The following is a 19,137-nucleotide window of genomic DNA, read 5'->3' on the forward strand; positions in this document are numbered from 1 at the left end:
CACCAGGGTCAGCGTTTGAGGGCGCGGCGGGCCGGGGCCAGGGATCCGGCGTACGCCACCGCCACCGTCGCCAGCGCGATCGCGCCCGCGTGGGCCGCCGGGAGATGCGGCAGGGTCCCCGCCGCCGTGGCGGCGAAGGCGAGCAGCGGCACGGCGGCCACCGCCGCGCCCACCGCCAGACCGGTGACGATCACGACGACGGCCTCCGCCCTGAGCATCCGGCGCAGCTGGGCGCGGCCCGCGCCCACCCGGCGCAGCAGGGCCAGTTCGGGGCGGCGGCCCGTGGTGATCAGCGCCAGGGTGGTCAGTACGGCGACGGCGGTCAGCGCGCCGATCGACGCGACCGCCGCGAGCGAGAGGGCCGCACCCGCCCGCTGCTCCTCCGAGACCGGCCGCTCGGGCGCGGGAGCGGTGTCCAGACGGGCCCCGGGGATCTCGCCGACGGCCGCCCGCAGTGCCGCCGGGTCCGCGCCGGGAGCGGGCGCGATCAGCACCCGGGCCGGGAGGGGCGAGGACAGGTGCCGGGACAGCTCGGCGGCGGAGAACAGGAAGTCGCCCAGGCCCAGCGAGTCGCGGTAGACCGCCGCGACCGTCAGCCGGCGCTCCGCCCCGTCCCCCATCCGTACCGTGACCTGCGAACCGGGGCGTACCTCCAGCGACTTCGCCCGGCGCTCGCCGACGGCGACCGTGCCCGCGCGGCCCAGCCCGGCCGGGTCACCGGCGGTCCACCCCGGGTCCAGGGTGCGGCTCAGCCCGGCGGGGGTGACGCCGAGCACCGGCAGCCGCTCCAGCCGGGGGCTGCCCGCCTCCGTACCGGCGAGCACGACCGTGCTCCGCAGCACCTCGGTCGCCGTGGCCACGCCCGGGAGCGCCCGCAGCCGCGCGGCGTCCGCGCCGGTCACCGCGTACTGCGCGCGCAGCGCCCGCTCCGCCTCCAGGTCGCCCGCGCGCTGCATCGTCGCGCCCGCCGAGAGCTGCACCGAGGCGAACGCGGCCATCAGCACCAGCGGGGTGATCGCCGCGCCGAGCCGGGCCGCTTCGGCGGTGCACGCGGCGGCGGCGAGCTTTCCGGCCGGGCCGCCGAGGCGGCGCAGCGGAGCGCCGAGGAGCCGCAGCGCGCCGCGCGCGATCCACGGTCCGAGCACGGCGCAGCCCGCGACCATCGTCACCACCGCCGTGCTCACCAGCGCGGCCGCCGTGCCCCCGCTCTGGAGTGTCGCGGTGACCGAGGTGCTCACCCCGGCGATGAGCAGCACCAGGCCGGTGATCCGCCGGGCGTCGCCCGGGGGCTTGTCCCGGGAGGGTGCGCCGGGGCGGGCGAAGAGGACGGCGAGCCGGGCCGCGCCGACGGTGAGTCCGGCGGTGAGCAGCACGGCGGGGCAGAGCCACCAGGGGGTGGGGAGTTCGAGTCCGGCGGGGAGCACGCCCCGGCCGCGCAGCCACTCCTGGAGCGCGAGGTGCGCGGGGATCGCGGCCAGGGCGCCGACGAGCGCGGCGGCGGTGGCGACCGCGCCCACCTCGCGGCCGACGGCGGCCCGGATCTGGGCGGCGCCCGCGCCGACCGAGCGGAGCAGGGCCAGTTCGGCGGAGCGCTGGCGCAGCGCCTGCGCGACCAGGGAGCCGAGCACCAGCACGACGACGAGCAGGACGGTGCCGCTGACGGCGGCGACCATCGCGATCAGCCCGTCCCGGGCGGGGGCCGCGTCCAGGTGCTCGGGCGCGCCCCTGCCGTCCCCGGTGAGGAGGCGGGGTTTCTTGCCCGCCGCCGTGTCCCGGGTCTCCGCGCGGTCCAGTGCGCCGCGTATCCGCGCGTGCAACTCTTCGACGGGTACGCCGGGTTCGGCGAGTACGCCGACCGCGTCCACGGTCGTGGGGTTCCCGGCGAGCAGCCGGGCGCGGGCGGGGGTGAAGTAGAGCGCGGCGGGTCCGTCGGCGACGCCGACGACCTGGTGCGTACGCGCGTGTCCCGCCGCGCGTACGACGATCCGCTCGCCCGTGCGTACGCCGAGTCCGGCTCCGGCGACGGTCTCCGCCGCGTGCCGGGGCGGCCTGCCCTCGCGGAGCGCGTACGGGGCGAGGCTCGCCGCCGCCCAGGGGCGGCCCTCGGCGGTGCGCGCGCGTCCGGGGCCGGGTCCGGTCTCCAGTGTCAGCGGGAAGAGGCGGTCGGCGATCGCGGCCCGTACGCCGTCGACCTCGTGGACCACTCCCACCGTGTGCTCCGGGAGGCGGACGCGTTCGGTGAGGGCGGCGCTGGTGTGCTGGCGCTCGCCGCCCCAGGGCTTGGCGCTGTGGCGGGTGGTCTGGTCGCCGGCGACGACCAGGTCGGCGGCGGCGTAGCGGTCCGCCCGGCCGTGGCCGAGGGCGGCGGAGCCGATGGTGAGGGCGCTCGCGCCGAGCAGCGCCGAGGCGAGGAGCACGGCGGCGAAGACGGCGGCCCAGGCCGCTCGGTGGGCGCGCAGCCCCCGGCGGGCCAGCAGTTTCACGGCGTTCACCGGGCCACCGCCGTGGGGGTGTCGGCGGTGCCGAGGACGCGCAGCGTCCGCCGGATCAGCTCGGCGTCCGGGCGGGCGAGCACGCCCGCGACCCCGCCCCGGTCCAGGAAGAGGACCTCGTCGGCCCATGCGGCCGCCGCCGGGTCGTGGGTGACCAGCACCACCGCGCGCCCGGAGTCGTCGGCGGCGCGGCGCAGCAGCGCGAGGACCGTCTCGGCGGTCTCCGGGTCGAGCGCGGCGGTCGGCTCGTCGGCGAAGACGACGTCGGGGCGGGTGATGAGGGCGCGGGCCACCGCGACCCGCTGGCGCTGTCCGCCGGAGAGTTCGGCGGGGCTGTCGTCGGCCCGGTCGGCCATCCCGACGGCCGCGAGGGCCGCGTCGGCCCGGCCGTCCTCGGGGACGCCTGCCAGCAGCAGCGGCAGGGCGGCGTTCTCCCGTACGGTCAGCGAGGGCACCAGGTTGAGCGACTGGAAGACGAAGCCGATCCGGTCGCGGCGCAGCCGGGTCAGCTCCCGCTCTCCGAGCCCCGCGAGCGCGGTGCCCCCGATCCGCACGGTCCCGGCGGTGGGCCGGTCGAGCCCGGCGGCGCACTTCAGCAGCGTCGACTTGCCCGATCCGGAGCGCCCCATCACCGCGAGGAAGCGTCCGCGCGGCACGGTGAGGCTCACCCCGTCGAGCGCGGTGCGCGCGGCCTGGCCCCTGCCGTACACCCGGCGCACGCCGTCGAGGGTCAGCGCGGGGAACGCCGGGACGGACCCGGCAGCAGGTCCCTGTGTCGCTCTGTCGCGCCGCTTCAACCTGAACATCCCGCTCGCTCCCCCTCGGTGGCCCGCGGCGTCGGCCGCTCGCCCCCCACGCTAGGAAGTTCCGGTTCCGGGCCACAGACAGCGCGCTACCGTCCCGGCGGTGTAGCGGGCTCCACCACCGCGGCTCTCCCGGCCCGGGGAAACCCGGTGGAGGCGGGCGGCGCGGGCGATCAGGATGGCGGCCATGGAGAGAGTCGACAGAGAAGCGTTCCTGCCGGAAGCCCTGCTCGTGGTGGACATCCAGAAGGCCTCCGTCGCCGGTCCCGGGGCCGTCCCGGGCGCGGCCGTGCTCCTGGAGCGGACGGCGGAGCTGATCGGGCGGGCCCGGCGGAGCGGAGCGCTCGTGATCCACGTACAGAACGACGGCGCGCCCGGCGCGGGCGACGAGCCGCACACACCCGGCTGGGAGCTGCACCACCCGGTCGTGGACGGCCCCTTGGAGTCCGTGGTCCGCAAGCGGCGGGCCGACGCCTTCGACGGGACGCCGCTGGGCGCCCTGTTGACCGGCTCGGGGGTCCGGGCGCTCGCCGTCTGCGGGGTGATGTCGGACATCTGCGTGCAGGCGACGGCGCGGACGGCGCTGGAGCGGGGGTACGGGGTCGTCCTGCCGTACGACGCCCACGCGACCCAGGACATCCCGGCGGCCCCGGGCATCAGCGACACGGTCCCGGCCGCCACGGCCTCCCGGGCCGCCGCCTGGGCCCTGGGTCAACGGGCCGACATCACCGCGCACTCCGCCGACGTGATCTTCGCCGCTCCTGGGGGACGGACGGGTCGGGACAAGGCCGGTCCATCTACACTTAGCCAAGCCTAACCAAACCTGCACCGGTCTCCCTCGCGTGAACCCGCGTGAACCCGCCTGACCTCGTACGAAAGCAGAACGTCCATGAACAGCAGCACCGCTTCGCGACGCCGCAACCTCGCTCTGGCCGCCGCTCTCGCGGGAGCGCTGACGCTCACCGCGTGCGGTTCCGGCTCGGACGCCGGCTCGGACGCCAAGGACAAGGGCGGGGAGAAGGCGGGCGCGCAGACCCGGGTGGTCAAGACGGCCATGGGCGACGTCAAGGTCCCCGCGGAGCCGAAGCGGGTCGTCGTGCTCGACACCGCCGAGTTGGACTCCGTGATCACCCTCGGGGTGAAGCCGGTGGGCGCGACCCGCACCGACACCGCCTCCGGCTTCCCGGCGCACCTGCCCGCCGGGACGGTGGAGGGCGTGAAGATCGTCGGCGAGATGCCCGAGCCCAACCTGGAGACCATCGCGGCGCTCAAGCCGGACCTGATCCTCACCAACAAGGTCCGCCACGCCGACAAGTACGAGCAGCTGAAGGCCATCGCCGCCACGGTGATGACGGAGTCCACCGGGCTCCCCTGGAAGGAGAACTTCCTTGTTCACGCGGACGCGCTGAACAAGAAGGACGAGGCCCAGAAGGCGATCGACGGCTACAAGAAGCAGACCGCCGCGGTCACCGAGGCGCTGGGCGGCAAGGAGAAGGCCGCCGCCACCAAGGTGAACCTGGTGCGCTTCGTCGAGGGTGCGGACATCCGCATCTACGGCAAGGAGAACTACCTCGGCACCCTGTTCTCCGATGTCGGCCTGGGCCGCCCGGCCATCACCGACAAGGCCGAGGACGGCTTCATGCTCAATGTGAGCCCCGAGAAGATCGACCTCGCCGACACCGACGTCATCTTCCACTCGACCATCGGCGACCCGAAGAAGGCCAAGGCCACCCAGGTCCTGGGCGGTCCGCTGTGGAAGAACATGGACGCCGTGAAGAAGGGCAGGGCCTTCCAGATCAAGGACGAGCTGTGGATCCAGGGCATCGGCTACACCGCCGCCGGCAAGATCCTCGTCGAGATGCAGAACGCGCTCACCAAGTGACCCGCTGACACACCCCAGTACCGCGCATCACCGCGTATCACCATCCCGAGCGGGACCTCGCGACCAACCGAGGTCCCGCTCAGGCGTTTCCGGACACCGGGCGGCCCCTTCTTACGTCGCCACCGTCGTACTCGGCACCCAACCGGGGTCCCAACTCTCGTCGTCGTCGGACCGGCTCCACGGCAGGGGCACGGCCACGGACATAATTTTGGTCACCTTCATAGCACTTACTCCATTCATCGCTTTCATTGCCTTCACCGGATTTATGCCTTTGATTCTTTCTGTCCCCGCGTTCGCGATCAAGCTATTTCGAGGAGGCACGCGAGCGCGGGATGCCCGAGTCCCGGCCGGACGACCGGTCGGGTGAGGTTCTGAGATCCGTCGGGCAGGGCGGACGAGCACGGCGGCGCACGGGTCGCCGCTCAGTCCACTGGGTCTACTGGTCCGTTCTCTCCGCCGTCCGGGATTCGGGGCGGTGCCACCGTCGGAGCGAGATGTCCGGACGGGGGAGGGGTACGCCCGGGAAGGGGCGTACGACGGTGTATCGGGTGTCTCTCACACGGCCCGGGCGAGCGTGTCACCGGGGTCACCGGGCGGGTGCGAGGTCCGCCTCTCCATCTGTCATACCGAGGATCGTGGCAGGCCGTACGGGCATCCGCAACGCGGTTTTTCCAGTGATCGACGGCGTCCGGCGGGGCTCCGGACCAGCACTTCGACTCCCTTGGCCGGTAGGAGAGTTGGAGGCTCTCCGTCCGCCACGGGGGCCGCTCCGGACGGATCCGGCGGGCCGTCGCGTAACACCGCGTGATCGGTGCGGGGGGCACGCGGACCCTTGTGAAACAACGGCAAGAAGCCGGCCCGGTCCCGCTGGTGCGGGAGCCGGGCCGGGCATATCGGCAGCGGGTGATGAGGGACGGATCAGCCCGCCCAGACGTCTTCCACATAACGGCCCTCGGCCATGAGGCCGGAGAGCCACGCCGAAGCCTCCTCGGGCGACGCGCCGGTGTGGGCGGCGCAGATCGCGCGGAAGGCGTCGCGGACCGCGGGGGCCATGGCGCGGCCGTCGCCGCAGACACGGATGTGCGCACCGGCGGCGAGCAGGGACCAGACCTCCTCGGACTCGGCGAGGAGGCGGTCCTGCACATATCGCGCACCGTTCTCCGGGGCCTTGGAGAAGACGGGCCGCAGGGCGGCGGCCCCGCTCGCGGCGGCCTCCTCCAGCTCGGCGCGGTGAAGGTAGTCGACCTCGGGGTGGTCGCAGCCGAAGTAGCAGAGCAGCGGGGCCCGGTCCCGGTCGGCGGTCCCGGGAGCCGCCGTGGGGTTGGCGACGGCGACACGGTCGGCGACTGCGGCGCGGAAGGGCGCGAGGCCCGTGCCCGCCGAGATCAGCAGGACCGGCACGGCGGGGTCGGCCGGGAGCCGGAAGTCGTCACGGCAGGGGGAGACCCGGCCGTGGACGGTGTCCCCCGGCTCCAGACCCGCCAGATACGCCGCGCCCGCGCCGAGGAAGACGCCCTCGCCGTCACGGTGCGGGACCGGGGACGCGGCGACCATCAGATCGGCGGTGTCCGGGGCGAGCGCGGGCGAGGAGGAGACGGAGTAGTGGCGGAGCCTCATCGGCGGCAGTACGTCGAGCAGTTCGGCGAGACCCGGCCGGCAGGAGGCGTACCGCTCCAGCAGCTCGGGCACGGTCGCGCCGTCTGGCTCCGCCGCCAGCCGCTCCAGGGCGACACGCTCCGGCGGGCAGGGGGTGTGCGCGGCGAGGGCGGCGGCCTGCCGGGCGGTGGCGGGACGGCCCAGCTCGGTGAAGCGCGTCAGAAGCGTGCGCACGGTCATCGGCCGGTCCACCGGAAGCCGTTCCGCGCCGGGCGCGGTCGCGCCCAGGACGACGACCCGGTCGGGGGCCAGGGCCAGGGCGCCGATCACCCGGTCGACCAGCGCCGCCGGGTTGGCGGGCCGGATCAGCAGATGGTCGGCGCTGCGATAGGTCGTCCCCTCGGGGAGCCGCAGCCGCAGAAAACGCTTGGAGCGGCCCAGCGGGCTCTCCATGTCCACGAGTTCGGCGGTCTCGGCGACCGTGAGCGGCAGCAGACCCTCATGGTCCGCCGCCGCGCCGTCGCGACCGGGAGCGCTCTCATCGGCCGGGGCGTCCATGACCGTGTGGCGGGGGCCCGCGGCCGTCTCCCCGGCGGTGTCGTCGGCGTCGGCGTCGGCGGGCACCCCGTACCGGTCGAGGAGCGCGGTCCACACGCCCGCGCTCCACCGCTCGACCTCCGCGCCCACGTCCATCGAGACGTCCACGGCGGCCCGCTCGGCCAGCGCGACACCCCCGGCGGCGGCCAGCTCCCGGTCGATGAGCGTGGGAACGCGCTGATAGGTGGCCGACCAGTTGCGATCACCGATGCCCAGCACGGCGTACGGCAGCGCGGCCGGGGCCCCGCCCGCCTCCAGCCACGCCACGAACCGGGCGGCGTCGTCGGTGGGCCGCCCGTTGTACGAGGAGGCCACGATCAGTACGGGGTGCTCCGGGTCGAGCGCGTCCACCGCCTCGTCCAGCGGGGCGAGGGACGTCGTGAAGCCGTACCGGGCGCCCTGGGCGGCGAGTTCGGCGGCGAGCCCCCGGGAGGTGCCGAGGTTGGAGCCGTGCAGCACGGTGAGGGTGGTGCCGGGGGCGCGCAGCCCGGCCCGGGGCTCGACGCCTTCCGTCTCGGCTTTCCCGGCGATCGCCGCCGCCACCGCCACCGCCGGGCGGCGCTCGTCGGCGGTCCGGCGCACCGGGGTGAGCGTGAAGCCGTCCGGCTTGAGGGTGAGGGTCTCCTTGATCCGCAGCCGGTAGTCCTCGTGGTCGAGCAGCCGGTAGCGGTGCACGATCAGCCCGAGCAGCAGCGTCGCCTCGTGCAGCGCGAACTGGCGGCCTATGCAGGAGCGCTCTCCGTTGCCGAAGGGCTTGTAGAGATGGCCGGGGCGGCGCTCCATGTTCTCGGGGGTGAATCGGTCGGGGTCGAACAGCTCGGTGTTGTCGCCCCAGCCCGGATCGCGGTGCAGCGCGGGCGTGATGATGGTGATCGCCTGGCCCTTGCGCACCGGGTGCCGGCCGCCGATGACGGTGTCCTCCAGCGGCTCGACGGCGAAGGCGGGCGCGGTGGGCCACAGCCGCATGCTCTCGTTGAGCACCCGCCGCAGCAGGGCGAGCCGCCCGACATCCTCGTACGAGGGGTCCGGATCCGGGTCGTCCCCCCACAGCGCGTCGGTCTCGGCCCGGGCCTCGGCGAGCACGGCGGGGTTCTTGAGCAGGTAGTAGAGGGCGAAGGAGAGCGAGCCGCTGGTGGTCTCGTGTCCGGCTATCAGGAAAGTGAGCAGCTGGTAGCGGATGTTGGTGTCGTCGAGAGGCTCGCCGGTCTCCTTGTCCACGGCGTTCAGCATCAGATCGAGGAGGTCGCCGCCCTCGGGGTCGGCTGCCCCGGGGCCCGCAGCCTTGGCGCCCGCCGCCTCGGAGCCCGCCGCCCGGCGGGCGCGCACGATGTCGTCGGCCAGCCGGTTCATGGCGAGGATATTGGCCTGCTGACGGCTCTCCGCCCTGGCGTAGAGGAAGTCCAGACCGGGGATGAATCCGGTCTTCCGCTGTGCGTGGTCCAGCGCGCGGACCATCGAGGCGATGAAGGGGTGCTGCTCCCCCCGGTCGAAGCTCCCGAAGTCGTGGCCGAAGCCGCAGAGCCCGATGGTGTCGAGCGTGAGCCGCGTCATGTCCTCGGCGACCTCCACCGGGGTCCCCGCCTGTGCGTCCCACTTGGCGAGCAGCCGGCGCGCGACCGTCATCATCGTCGGGTGGTAGGCCCGCAGCGCGTTGAAGGAGAACGCGGGCATCAGGATGTTGTGCGCCTTCCGCCAGTTCGGCTCGTCCCCGAAGGCGGTGAAGAGCCCGTCCCCCGCGAACTCCCTGACGGTGGCCAGCGGCTCGGCCGATTTACGGAAGCGGCTCTCGTCGCACAGCTCCGCGACCAGATCACCGCCCGAGACCATCAGCGCGTCCTCCCCGAAGAACCGCAGATTGAAGATCGGGCCCAGCGCCCGCGCCTCACGCAGCGCGTACTGGGTGAAGGCGTCGGTCGGCACGCTCAGCGCGTGCCCGAAGAAGGGCAGCGGGGTGCGCTCGGGAACCGTGCCGTTCGGACCTGTGCTGCTCGGGCCCGTACGCGGGCTCGTGCTCGGGCTCGCGTCTCGGCGGATGGTCGTCGTGGAGTCCATTGATCCTGCCCTCCGGTGCTCCGGTGGTCATCGGGTGGGGCGAGGCCGTCGTGCGCCCCGCTTCCCGATTCACTGTACAAGCGACATTGTCAGGTGACAATGTCGATCGACAGGGGCGCTTGACTATGTCGCTATAGTGGCCATATGGCCCATGTAACCGCCGCCGAGCGCCGCCCCCAGCTCATCGCAGCCGCCATCGAGCTGATGGCCCGCGAAGGCGTCACGGCCGGCTCCACCAGAGCGATCGCCGCCGAACTCGGAGTCGCCCAGGCGACCGTGCACTACACCTTCGGCACCAAGGCCGACCTCTACCGCGCCGTACTGGAATTCCTCACCGAGGAACTCCTCACCGGCGTCCAGCTGTCCGTGGCCCGCGCCACCAGCCTGGAAGAGGCGCTCCGGGCCACCGCCGACGCCTTCTGGGCCGATCTCGCCGAGCGGCCCGAACTCCATCTGCTCTGGTTCGAACTGATCACCTTCTCCCTCCGCAGCCCCGACCTCCGCGAAGTCGTCGAGCGCTACCACTCCGGCATCACCGACCTCGCCGTCACCGTCCTCACCGAGACCGAACGCCGCACCGCCCGCCCCTTCTCCCTCCCCCCCGCCGAACTCGCCGACTTCTTCCTCTCCGGCCTCGACGGCATCGGCATGCACCTCCTCATCACCGGCGGCGACCTCCCCGACGAGAGCACCCGGCGCGCGCTGGACCGGCTGGTGACGGCGGCGGTGGGGCTGGCGTACGCGGACTCCCCCGGCGCGGAGTAGGCCCGGCGGCCGGACCGACCCGCCCCAGCCGGAGCGGGTTGGTTCATTGAGTTCAGCAGTTGCTTGGAGGGTGTCTCACGTGGCAGTTTCGCGAGCTTCTGGTAGCAGGTCGGGGCAGCCTTCTAAGGCCTGGTCGATGCGGCCGCCCTGGCGGCCTGCTCGATCTTCGCGAAGTGGGCCGCACGGGCTTCCTCGTCGATCGGCTGCTCGTTTTCGGCGCGCACCCCGGTCCGGCCGTCGACGCCCTCACGCAGGATGTCGGCGTGCCCGGCATGCCGAACGGTCTCACCGAGGACATGGACCATGACGGCGAACAGGTTCGTGTTCGGACAAGGCTCCGACCACCAGGGCACATGGCCGGAGGCATCGAGGGCAAGCTCGTTGATCGTCGCGTCCGAGTGTTCCCACGTGCGCCGGTAGAACCCGATGATCTGGTCGCGCGTCTCGTCCCCGGCCACCCATTGATCGCTGCCGTCGGAGTCCTGCCACCGGTACAGAGCTTCCGGAGAAGGGCGGTCGAAGACCTCACCGAAGTACCTGGCCTCGACCGTGGCCACGTGTTTGACCAGGCCAAGGAGGTTGGTCCCGGTCACCGTCAGAGGCCGGCGCGCGTCATATTCGGATAAACCGTCGAGCTTCCAGAGCAGCGCCTCACGGTCCCGCCGCAGTCTCTTGTGCAGGCTGTCTTTCGCGAACTCGTCGATCATGCGGCACGAGCCTGCCACGGGCTGCTCATGGCCTCAAGATCCCGTACACGGTCCCCGGTCCGCGGTCCCCGGTCCGCGGTGACAGGACGGGCCGTGGTCAGCGATGGTCACCGCACCGGCCTGCTGCAAGGAGCTGCTGCGGCGCGTTCCGGGGGAGAACGGCGGACCGACTGGCCCTCTGGTCCGCCAAGGCGCGCTCGGAAGACTCACACTGATCGAAGCGGAGCACAGCGGGCGGCCCTGGGTGACCGGTACGCCGTCTCCCTCGCCGACCTTGAGGAGCAGGGGAGAGAGACGGCGCAGCGGCTCCGCAGCCGCCTGGGGCGGCTCGGGTACGGCTGAACTCACCCGGGAGGCCGGGTGGCCGGGCGGGTCACTTCACGGGCTGGGGCACCGCCGGGCGGCGCGGCGGGCGGACCGCTGTGACGGTGACGATCAGGCCGGCGGCGAAGAGGGCGGCGGCGACGGTGAAGGCCGTGGTGTAGCCGTGGGTGAGGGCTTCGGCGGCCTGGCCGAGGAGGGCGGGGTCGCTCTCGGCGGCGGCGCGGTAGAAGGTGCCGGCGGCGTCGCCGAGGCGGTCGTTGGCGGCGGTGGCGGAGACGGTGGTGAGGACGGCGAGGCCGAGGGCGCCGCCGACCTGCTGGGCGGTGTTCAGGAGGGCGGAGGCGATGCCGGTGTCCTGGGGGCGTACGCCGCTGACGGCGGCCAGGGTCATCGGGACGAAGCCGGAGCCGAGGCCGAGGCCGGTGAGGAACATCGCGGGGGCGAGCTGGGTCGCGTACGGCGAGCCCGTGTCCAGGGTGCTGAACCAGAGCATGCCCAGCGCGGCCAGCAGCAGCCCGGGGCCCGCGATACGGCGCGGTGAGAAGCGGGCGACGAGCTTGGATCCGGCGGCGGCCGCGAGGGCCATGCCGATGCTGAAGGCGAGGTAGGCGAAGCCCGTGCGCACCGGGCTGTAGCCCAGGATCTGCTGCATGTAGAGGGTCAGGAAGTAGAAGGTCGCGAACATTCCCGACCCCATGAACAGCATGGTCGCGTACGCGCCCGAGCGGCTGCGGTCCCGGAACAGACGCAGCGGCATCATCGGGTTGGCGGTCCTGGCCTGGAGGACGAGGAAGAGCGCGAGCAGGACGACGGCGGCGGCGAGCGAGCCGAGGGTGAGGGAGTCGGTCCAGCCGTGCTCGCCGCCCCGGGTGATCGCGTAGACGAGGGCGATCAGTCCGCCGGTGCCGGTGATCGCGCCGGGGACGTCGAGCCGGCCGGAGCGCCGGTCGGCCTCGGCCTCGGCGAGGACACGGGTGCCCGCCAGGATCGCCACTCCGATGGGGATGTTGACGAAGAAGACCCAGCGCCAGTCGAGGTAGTCGGTCAGCACCCCGCCGAGCAGCAGCCCGACGGTGGAGCCGAGACCGGCCATGGCCGCGTACACGCCCATCGCCTTGTTGCGCGGCGCGCCCTCGGGGAAGTTCGTGGCGATCAGCGAGAGCGCGGTGGGCGCGGCGATCGCGGCTCCGACGCCCTGGAGGACCCGGGAGGCGATCAGTACTTCCTCACCGCTCGCCAGGCCGCCGAGCAGCGAGGCGAGGGTGAAGACGACTATGCCGACCCGGAACATCCGGCGGCGGCCGAAGAGATCCCCGGCCCGGCCGCCGAGCAGCAGCAGACCGCCGAAGGCGAGGGCGTAGGAGTTGACGATCCAGGCCAGACCGGAGGCGGAGACGCCCAGGTCGGACTGGATGCTGGGGAGGGCGATGTTGGTGATGGTGCCGTCGAGGACGACCATCAGCTGCGCCGCCGCGATGACGAGCAGGGCGAGGCCGGCGTGGCGGCCCGGCGGGGTGGGGCTGGACATGTGGGGGTTCTCCCGGTGCGGTGCGGGCCGCGCGGTGGCGCGGGCCACCCACAAAAATATACAAGTGTTGAGTTTTATTTCTCACCGGGCGTTGAGAAATGCGTCACGCGGGCGGGCGCGCGATGCCCGCGCTCGCTCCCACCTGGAGGTTTAAACGACATCGTTCACCCGTTCGAGTGGATCAGGGTGCGGGGATTCCTCAAGATGATCTTGATGGGGAGATCATTTCTTCGACCACTTCATCAGCACTTCTGCCACGAAAGGCGGGCACAACCATGGCGGTTGACACCCCGGGGAACCCGTTCACACTCAGCACCGACGCACTCGCCCAGCTGGAAGCGATCCGCGAGGCGCTGCTGGATCCGTCGCCGCGCCGGATCGGCCGCCTGGACCAGTGGGGGCTGGCCGACACCTACGAGACGTACGCGGAGACCTCCACGTACTCGGAGGTCTCGATCGCCATGGACGACGGGACCGTGCTCGACGCGTCGCTGAGCGTCCCGCGCGATCTCGCACCCGGCCAGAGCCTCCCCACGGTCGTCATGCCCGCGCCGCTGATCGGGATCGGCCACCGGGCCTACCTCGGCATGATCCCGCGCCTGACCCTCGGCGGCTACGCCGTCCTCGCCTACAGCCAGCGCGGTCTGGCCGCCTCCAAGGGCGAGATCCACGTCGCCGGACCGCTGGACGTCACCGACGCCACCACCGTCATCAACTGGCTGTCCCAGCACGACGCCGTCGACTCGGAGCGGATCGGATTCTTCGGCTCTTCCTACGGCGCCGGAACGAGCCTGCTGGCGGCCGCGCGGGACCGCCGGATCAAGGCCGTGGTCGGCACCAGCGCGTGGGGGGACCTGTTCACCTCGCTGTACGAGAACGGCACCCGCCATCTGAAGGCCTTCGAGGCGCTCGTGGAGCTGTTCGGCGAGGACCGGTGCTCGGAGGAGTTCCGGGGCATCATCCAGAAGATCCGCGCCAACACCGTCGACGACGAGGTACGGGAGTTCGCCCGGGCCCGGTCGCCCAAGCACCAGCTGGCCGCGTACAACGAGAACCGGACGCCGATCCTGCTGACCACCGCCTGGCACGAGACGATCTTCTCGGTGCCCGGCGTCGTCGACCTGTTCACCGGCCTGACGGGCCCCAAGTCGCTGCTCGTCCAGGTCGGCGACCACGGCAACGGCGAGCTTCCCGGTCTGGCCGGTCTCCTCTCCAAGCCGACCGAGATGGCCTACCGCTGGCTGGACCACCACCTCGGCGGCCACGCCGGCGACGGGCGCGAGCCCCGCTTCGGCGTCCGCTCGGAGTACATGCACAACCTGCTGTCCGACCTCCACCACCCCGACTGGGAGAGCTACACCCTGCCCCAGGAGCGCTTCCACCTCGCCGACGCCGCCGCCGGAGAGCGCGACGCGCGGCTGGTCCGGAGCGAGCCGCAGGCGGACTGGACCCGCTCCGTCAAGGCCACCGGCCAGGGCACCGAGGTCGTCGTGGCCCCGAAGCTGGTCCAGACCGGTCTGGCCGAGCGCATGGGCCTGCCCCACGTCTACAAGACCGCCGAGGTCGACCGCGGCCTCGCCGCGATCTGGACCACCGATCCGCTGGAGCGCGCCATGCGCGTCCAGGGCGAACCGGCGGTGCGGGTGACCGTGAAGCCGGAGGAGAAGGACGCCACGATCGTGGCCTATCTGCTGGACTGCGACCCGGCCACCGGCAAGGCCGCCATCATCACCCACGCCCCCTACACCCTCACCGGAGAGCAGCCCGGCCAGGCGGCCACCGTGACCTTCTCCCTCCAGCCCGCCCACTACGTCCTGGCCGCCGGCCGCCAACTCCAGCTGGTCATCGACACCCACGACGATTTCTTCGCCGACGCCAACACCACACCGTCCGCCATCGAGATCAGCTCCCCGCAGGGCGCCGAGTCCTACCTCGACATCCCGCTCGACGCCCAGGACTGATCCCCGGCACCGGCACCGGCACGCGAAAGCCCGCGCGGACGGCGGTCCGCGCGGGCCTCTCGACAGCTTCCGGAGAGTGTCCGGCTCACTCCGCCGGGGCGATCAGGGAGCGCAGCAGCGGTACGGAGAGCCGCAGGATGTCCTCCAGATCCGCTTCGGCGAGATCCGGCATCCTCAGCAGATGGCGCTGGGTCGCGATCCCCATCATCATCGCGCCCACCAGCGCCGAGCGGAGCCGGGCGTCCGGCCCGTCGATGGCCGCCGCGATCGGGTCGACCGCCTGCTCGGTGATCCGCCTCCGCAGCAGCTCGGCGGCCTCCTCGCCGGTCATGCTCGCCCGTACCAGCGCGGTCATCGGGCTGTCCGGGTCCCTGGACCAGCCGCTCAGCATCGTGCGGAGATAGTTCTCCACCGACTCGCCCGGGTCGTCCGTCGTCAGCTCGGCGATCGGGATCTCCCACCGCACCGCCTCGCGGAACAGATCCTGCTTGGTCCCGAAGTACTGGATGACCGACGCCTTGTCGACCTCCGCCTCCGCCGCGATGGCCCTGATCGTGGCCCGCTCGAACCCCACCCGCGCGAACTGCCTCCGGGCGGCCTCCAGAATCCGCCGCCGAGTCCGCTCCCCCTTGCTCTCGGGGGCGTCCTCCCTGGTCACACCGGCCGCCGTGCGGGTGCGGGCCGTCTTCGCCTCGTGCTCGTCCACACGATGGACCCTAACCGCCCGCGCGAAACCGCTACAGCGAGTCGCCCTCGATCTCCGTGTACTCCTTGCGCAGCGCGTCGATGATCGCGTGGGATCCGGGCAGCTCCACCCCGTCGACACCGCTGATCGCCCGGACCCCGATCGCCGCATTGGTCGCGAAGGCCGCCCGCATCGCCGACAGCTCCCCGAGCCGGACCGGCCTCGTGTCATGGTCATGGACCCCCCTGAGGAGTTCCATCGTCACCCCGGGCAGACAGTCCCCCTCCGGCCAGATCACCCGCTCCCCGTCGAAGAAGCCGACGTTCCACGTCGCCCCCTCCGACACCACCCGGTCCCGGTCGACGAAGAGCGCGTCGTCGAATCCACCCAGCTGAGCCTGGCGACGCTGGTACAGCCCGCCGAAGAGACCAACACTCTTCACCCCCGGGACATCCCGCACATACACCGCCGACCGCACCCGCAACGGCGGCAGCGGCAGCACGCCCGCCGGCCGCGAGGTCACCAGCACCTGAGGGTCGTCCGCCGCGCTCGGACGCCCCAGATCCAGCCCGGGATCGAAAACCGTGACCCGAACCGTGGCGGAACCCGCCCCCGGCACGGCCCGCCGCGCCAGCTCACGAACGCGCGGCAGATCCAGCTCGACACCGAAGAGAGTCCGGCAGTCACGCCGCAGTCGGTCCAGATGCAGCGACAGCCCGCGCACCCGGCCGTCATCAACCCTCATCGTCGTGAAATGGCCGTAGTTCGTCAGCGCCAGGGCCTGGAGTCGCCCCGGCTCGACCGGCGCGCCGTTGAGTTCTGCCATACGGCTCAGGATGCCATCGGGCAGGCTCTCCGGGGCCGGTGTTACGGAAACATCGGCAGTCGTCTCGGGTCACCGCCGAAGACGCCGTCAGCATCGACGCCGACGCCGCGATTCCGCGCTACTGGCGGCTGGAGTTCGGCCCGCCTCCCCGACTGAATCATCAGCGAGCTGGACAACAGTCGCTGCACCGAGAGAGCGATCGCGCTCCCCGGAACCGTCACCCGGATCGACGCCCCCTTCCCCATGGGAATCGACCCCGCCGGGATCGCGCGCCGGTGAGAGGACACCCGTCCCGGCGGTCAGGTGGGCAGATCCCAGGTCGGCCCACCCTCAGTGTCGAGCTGAACCCGCTGTCCGTTGGGGGTGACAGTGAGGGTGAAGGCGGTCTGCGGTGGTGATCCGGCCGCTCGCCACGCATCGACAGCGGCCTCGATGTTGTCCCAGAGACGGACGGGGCCACCCTGACGGACGAGGAATCCGTCGCCGCTGTCGTCGGGGGTCAGGGTGGCGAAGGAGCCGTCGCGGACATCGATGGCATGAACCAGCTTGGGTCCCCCAGCGACCCTGGTGGTGAGGTCCTGGGCTCCGGGGGCGGCGAGTTGGGCGAGGAAGAGCGGGATCCAGTCCCGGAAGACCTCCGGGCCGTGGCGGGCGGAGCGTTCCTCGGCCGGCTGCCGCAGCAGGCCGGAGAAGTCGCCGAGACCGGGCGCTGCCTGAGGACGGGCGATCATGAAGGACACCGTGCCGGGCAGGAAGCGGCCCTCGGCGGTGCCGTCCTCTTTGACGGTGAGGCGGACGAGGCCGGAGCCGTAGAGCCAGCCGGACACCGTCGTGAGGATCGTGCCACCCGGTTTGACCTGGCGCAGCCAGGCCGACGGGATGGTCCGCACCGAGCAGGTGGCGATCAGATGGTCGTACGGTGCACCCTCGGGGTCCCCTTGGAGGCCGTCGCCCCGGATCAGCCGGGGCGTGTACCCGGCCGTAGTGATCGCGGTACGGGCGCGGGCGGCGGCGGCCGGGTCGTACTCGATCGAGGTGACGTTGTCGCTGCCGAGACGGTGACACATCAGCGCGGTGGAGTAGCCGGTGCCGGTGCCGATCTCCAGGACGCGGGCAGCGTCCTTCGGGTCCAGGTCCTCCAGCATTCGTACGACGAGGCCGGGGAGAGTGGAGGAGGACGTGGGCTCCCCGCCGACCGGGCCGTCGACGTCGTTGGGGTGCACATGGCCGTCGAGCTGGGTGACCAGGGTTTCGTCCGCGTACACCTCCTCCAGCCAGACGTCGGCGCTCCCGGTGCCGGGGGCCGCCGGAGTCCACATGGTGCCCTGCGGACCGTCGCTGCGGCGGAAGAACTCCGGGACGAAGACCTCCCGGGGGACCGTCGTGACGGCCGCCCGCCAGGCGGCCGAGCGCAGCCGTCCGGTGTCCTCCAGCTCATCGGCCAGTTGTGTGCGCAGCCGGGCCGCGAGCCCGTCGGGGTCGGGGTCGGTCATGCGGAGAGTCCCTTCTCCAGTACGTCGACGAGCGCGGTGACAACGGCAACCCTGACATCCGCCGTCTTGTCCACCGGCCTTCAGGACAGACCTCCGTCGTGGGCGGTGAGTGCGGCCGTGTCCCTGTGGGCGTCTGTTCGTTGCCAGGCCGTGGGATTCACGGGGAGGGGAAAGGCACGGTGGGTGCCGTGGGCTGCGCTGCTCACGGCGGCTGTGACCGTGCTGGGTATGAACGAGGCTGTCGCTCTGGCGGCGGCTCCGGCGTCCTGCGTCGGCGGGGATCGGGATTCGCGGGGGCGGTCATCGGTCGATGGCGGCGAAGTCTCATGGGAGGACGAGACCGTATATGACGACGCGCGGCGGCACGCGATGTCCGCGTGGAGCGGCCGGGGCCTGGAGAAGATCCGGTTCCCCGAGGACGACGCCTCCCGGGTCGCTGATCTGGAGTGGGCGGATGTCGATCGCACGGACGGCGAGTGGCGCAACGTGGGCGGCGCGTGGATCGGCCTGCCGGGTACGGACACTCTTGCTCTGAATCGTGCGTACGTGGGCCGGGGTAAGACGCACGGCAACAAGGCGGACCGTCGACAGATCGCCGCGCACGAGCTCGGGCACGCCTTGGGGTTCTGCCACAAGGACCCGGGGCGGGGCGGAGCGACGCTCATGGCACCGCGTCTGCGGGACGGTGCCGCAGACGGCCGGCCGACGGCCCGCGACCGTCGCGACTACCAGGCGCTGTGGGGCTGACATGAGGATTCGTCTGGTCGCGGTCGTGGCTGCCGCCGTTGTCGTCCTGGGGACGGTGGCCACGACCGTGTACGACCGGTTGACCGAGCCCACGGCGGCGTTCGACGCCGTCACACTCCACGACCCGGACGATGACCATCAGGTCGCTGCCGCCGCCGACGATGTCTGGCACGGTACCGTGCGGCGCCGACTGGGCATGCGCACGATCGCGGGAATCCCGTCCCAGCTGTACGAGGTGAAGGTCGGCCGCGTCTTCAAAGGCGGTTTGACCGGAGTGGTCACCGTTACCCAGACGGCGGACGATCCGCCGCTGGACGACGAGCACTCCTACGTCTTCGCAACAGTGCCTTGGCGGGAAGCCCGGGACGGACACGCCGTCCTCGCGGAAGCCCGACCCCGGTCCGCCGAAGATCTGGCCGCCCCTGCCCCGGACCGAGCCGCCGGAGAACCGGCCGACAGCACGGTGGGCGACCACTGGACATGGGTGAGCAGCCACCTGCCCTCCTCGCGCCCCTGACTTGTTCCGCGTCGGCGGAGACATTTACCTTCGACTGGCCCGTTCGAAATACCGTCGGCCCAAGTGTCGGTCGGGCTCAGGATTCTTCTCCAGCTGCCTTCTTGGGGCGTTGCCTGACGGGTACTGTCGGGCGGCCGAGCGGCCCGGCACACGGCAGCATGC

General features: G+C 72.2%; 14 protein-coding genes. 6 read left to right on the top strand and 8 right to left on the bottom strand.

Annotated features, from left to right (window positions below; translation table 11 throughout):
• Positions 1-8: 8 nt before the first annotated feature.
• Together IE247_RS34705 and IE247_RS01870 are read right to left on the bottom strand one after the other, a co-directional pair.
• The gene (locus IE247_RS34705) at positions 9-2,492 is read right to left on the bottom strand and encodes an FtsX-like permease family protein (RefSeq protein ID WP_190121037.1); all 2,484 of its coding nucleotides are present in this window, start codon (positions 2,490-2,492) and stop codon (positions 9-11) included.
• A complete protein-coding gene (locus IE247_RS01870; protein ID WP_190121038.1) occupies positions 2,489-3,298 on the bottom strand; it encodes an ABC transporter ATP-binding protein in 810 nt (269 codons plus the stop codon). Before IE247_RS01870 ends, IE247_RS34705 begins: the two co-directional genes overlap by 4 nt.
• A gap of 184 nt (positions 3,299-3,482) precedes the next feature.
• Here IE247_RS01870 and IE247_RS01875 point away from each other — a divergent pair, with 184 nt between their 5' ends.
• Together IE247_RS01875 and IE247_RS01880 are read left to right on the top strand one after the other, a co-directional pair.
• A complete protein-coding gene (locus IE247_RS01875) occupies positions 3,483-4,112 on the top strand; it encodes an isochorismatase family protein (protein WP_190121039.1) in 630 nt (209 codons plus the stop codon).
• Positions 4,113-4,184: 72 nt separating this feature from the next.
• Positions 4,185-5,177, top strand: a complete 993-nt coding sequence (locus IE247_RS01880; RefSeq protein ID WP_190121040.1) for an ABC transporter substrate-binding protein — start codon at positions 4,185-4,187, stop codon at positions 5,175-5,177.
• 918 nt (positions 5,178-6,095) lie between these two features.
• Here the strand turns inward: IE247_RS01880 and IE247_RS01885 are convergent.
• The gene (locus tag IE247_RS01885) at positions 6,096-9,422 is read right to left on the bottom strand and encodes a cytochrome P450 (RefSeq protein WP_190121041.1); all 3,327 of its coding nucleotides are present in this window, start codon (positions 9,420-9,422) and stop codon (positions 6,096-6,098) included.
• A gap of 144 nt (positions 9,423-9,566) precedes the next feature.
• Between IE247_RS01885 and IE247_RS01890 the strand changes: the two genes are divergently transcribed.
• Entirely contained in the window at positions 9,567-10,187 is a 621-nt protein-coding gene (locus IE247_RS01890; RefSeq protein WP_190121042.1) for a TetR/AcrR family transcriptional regulator, read from the top strand.
• 122 nt (positions 10,188-10,309) lie between these two features.
• Here the strand turns inward: IE247_RS01890 and IE247_RS01895 are convergent, their stop codons facing one another.
• The gene (locus IE247_RS01895) at positions 10,310-10,894 is read right to left on the bottom strand and encodes a DinB family protein (protein WP_190121043.1); all 585 of its coding nucleotides are present in this window, start codon (positions 10,892-10,894) and stop codon (positions 10,310-10,312) included.
• 373 nt (positions 10,895-11,267) lie between these two features.
• Complete coding sequence (locus IE247_RS01900) at positions 11,268-12,746, bottom strand: MFS transporter (protein ID WP_190121396.1); 1,479 nt, start codon at positions 12,744-12,746, stop codon at positions 11,268-11,270.
• Between the two features lie 275 nt (positions 12,747-13,021).
• On the opposite strand from IE247_RS01900, the gene IE247_RS01905 reads away from it, so the two are divergent.
• A complete protein-coding gene (locus IE247_RS01905; RefSeq protein ID WP_190121044.1) occupies positions 13,022-14,707 on the top strand; it encodes an alpha/beta fold hydrolase in 1,686 nt (561 codons plus the stop codon).
• Positions 14,708-14,792: 85 nt separating this feature from the next.
• Here IE247_RS01905 and IE247_RS01910 read toward each other — a convergent pair whose 3' ends face one another.
• The 3 genes from IE247_RS01910 to tgmC all read right to left on the bottom strand — a co-directional run bounded on the left by IE247_RS01910 (position 14,793) and on the right by tgmC (position 17,711).
• Positions 14,793-15,413: a TetR/AcrR family transcriptional regulator gene (locus tag IE247_RS01910; protein WP_229868470.1), complete on the bottom strand. Its 621-nt coding sequence runs from the start codon at positions 15,411-15,413 to the stop codon at positions 14,793-14,795.
• A gap of 31 nt (positions 15,414-15,444) precedes the next feature.
• Positions 15,445-16,218 (bottom strand): aminotransferase class IV family protein, encoded by a 774-nt coding sequence (locus IE247_RS01915; RefSeq protein WP_190121046.1) that lies wholly within the window; start codon positions 16,216-16,218, stop codon positions 15,445-15,447.
• Positions 16,219-16,517: 299 nt separating this feature from the next.
• Positions 16,518-17,711: an ATP-grasp peptide maturase system methyltransferase gene (gene tgmC / locus IE247_RS01920; protein WP_190121047.1), complete on the bottom strand. Its 1,194-nt coding sequence runs from the start codon at positions 17,709-17,711 to the stop codon at positions 16,518-16,520.
• Between the two features lie 228 nt (positions 17,712-17,939).
• Here tgmC and IE247_RS01925 point away from each other — a divergent pair, with 228 nt between their 5' ends.
• Positions 17,940-18,458 carry a zinc metalloprotease gene (locus tag IE247_RS01925; RefSeq protein WP_190121048.1) on the top strand — a complete coding sequence of 173 codons (519 nt, stop codon included), beginning with the start codon at positions 17,940-17,942 and terminating at the stop codon, positions 18,456-18,458.
• A 1-nt stretch (position 18,459) separates the two neighbouring features.
• On the top strand, positions 18,460-18,975 hold the full coding sequence (locus IE247_RS01930; RefSeq protein ID WP_229868473.1) for a hypothetical protein: 516 nt from the start codon (positions 18,460-18,462) through the stop codon (positions 18,973-18,975).
• Positions 18,976-19,137: the final 162 nt, after the last annotated feature.

Origin of the sequence: Streptomyces inusitatus (assembly GCF_014651115.1) — a bacterium.
GTDB classification, from domain to species: Bacteria; Actinomycetota; Actinomycetes; order Streptomycetales; family Streptomycetaceae; genus Streptomyces; species Streptomyces amakusaensis.

Excerpts from the sequence above, each read along its gene's own strand:
- IE247_RS01870 (WP_190121038.1), bottom strand. The coding sequence starts at position 3,298 with ATGTTCAGGTTGAAGCGGCGCGACAGAGCGACACAGGGACCTGCTGCC.
- IE247_RS01875 (WP_190121039.1), top strand. The coding sequence starts at position 3,483 with ATGGAGAGAGTCGACAGAGAAGCGTTCCTGCCGGAAGCCCTGCTCGTG.
- IE247_RS01880 (WP_190121040.1), top strand. The coding sequence starts at position 4,185 with ATGAACAGCAGCACCGCTTCGCGACGCCGCAACCTCGCTCTGGCCGCC.
- IE247_RS01885 (WP_190121041.1), bottom strand. The coding sequence starts at position 9,422 with ATGGACTCCACGACGACCATCCGCCGAGACGCGAGCCCGAGCACGAGC.
- IE247_RS01890 (WP_190121042.1), top strand. The coding sequence starts at position 9,567 with ATGGCCCATGTAACCGCCGCCGAGCGCCGCCCCCAGCTCATCGCAGCC.
- IE247_RS01895 (WP_190121043.1), bottom strand. The coding sequence starts at position 10,894 with ATGATCGACGAGTTCGCGAAAGACAGCCTGCACAAGAGACTGCGGCGG.
- IE247_RS01900 (WP_190121396.1), bottom strand. The coding sequence starts at position 12,746 with ATGTCCAGCCCCACCCCGCCGGGCCGCCACGCCGGCCTCGCCCTGCTC.
- IE247_RS01905 (WP_190121044.1), top strand. The coding sequence starts at position 13,022 with ATGGCGGTTGACACCCCGGGGAACCCGTTCACACTCAGCACCGACGCA.
- IE247_RS01915 (WP_190121046.1), bottom strand. The coding sequence starts at position 16,218 with ATGGCAGAACTCAACGGCGCGCCGGTCGAGCCGGGGCGACTCCAGGCC.
- tgmC (WP_190121047.1), bottom strand. The coding sequence starts at position 17,711 with ATGACCGACCCCGACCCCGACGGGCTCGCGGCCCGGCTGCGCACACAA.
- IE247_RS01925 (WP_190121048.1), top strand. The coding sequence starts at position 17,940 with ATGAACGAGGCTGTCGCTCTGGCGGCGGCTCCGGCGTCCTGCGTCGGC.
- IE247_RS01930 (WP_229868473.1), top strand. The coding sequence starts at position 18,460 with ATGAGGATTCGTCTGGTCGCGGTCGTGGCTGCCGCCGTTGTCGTCCTG.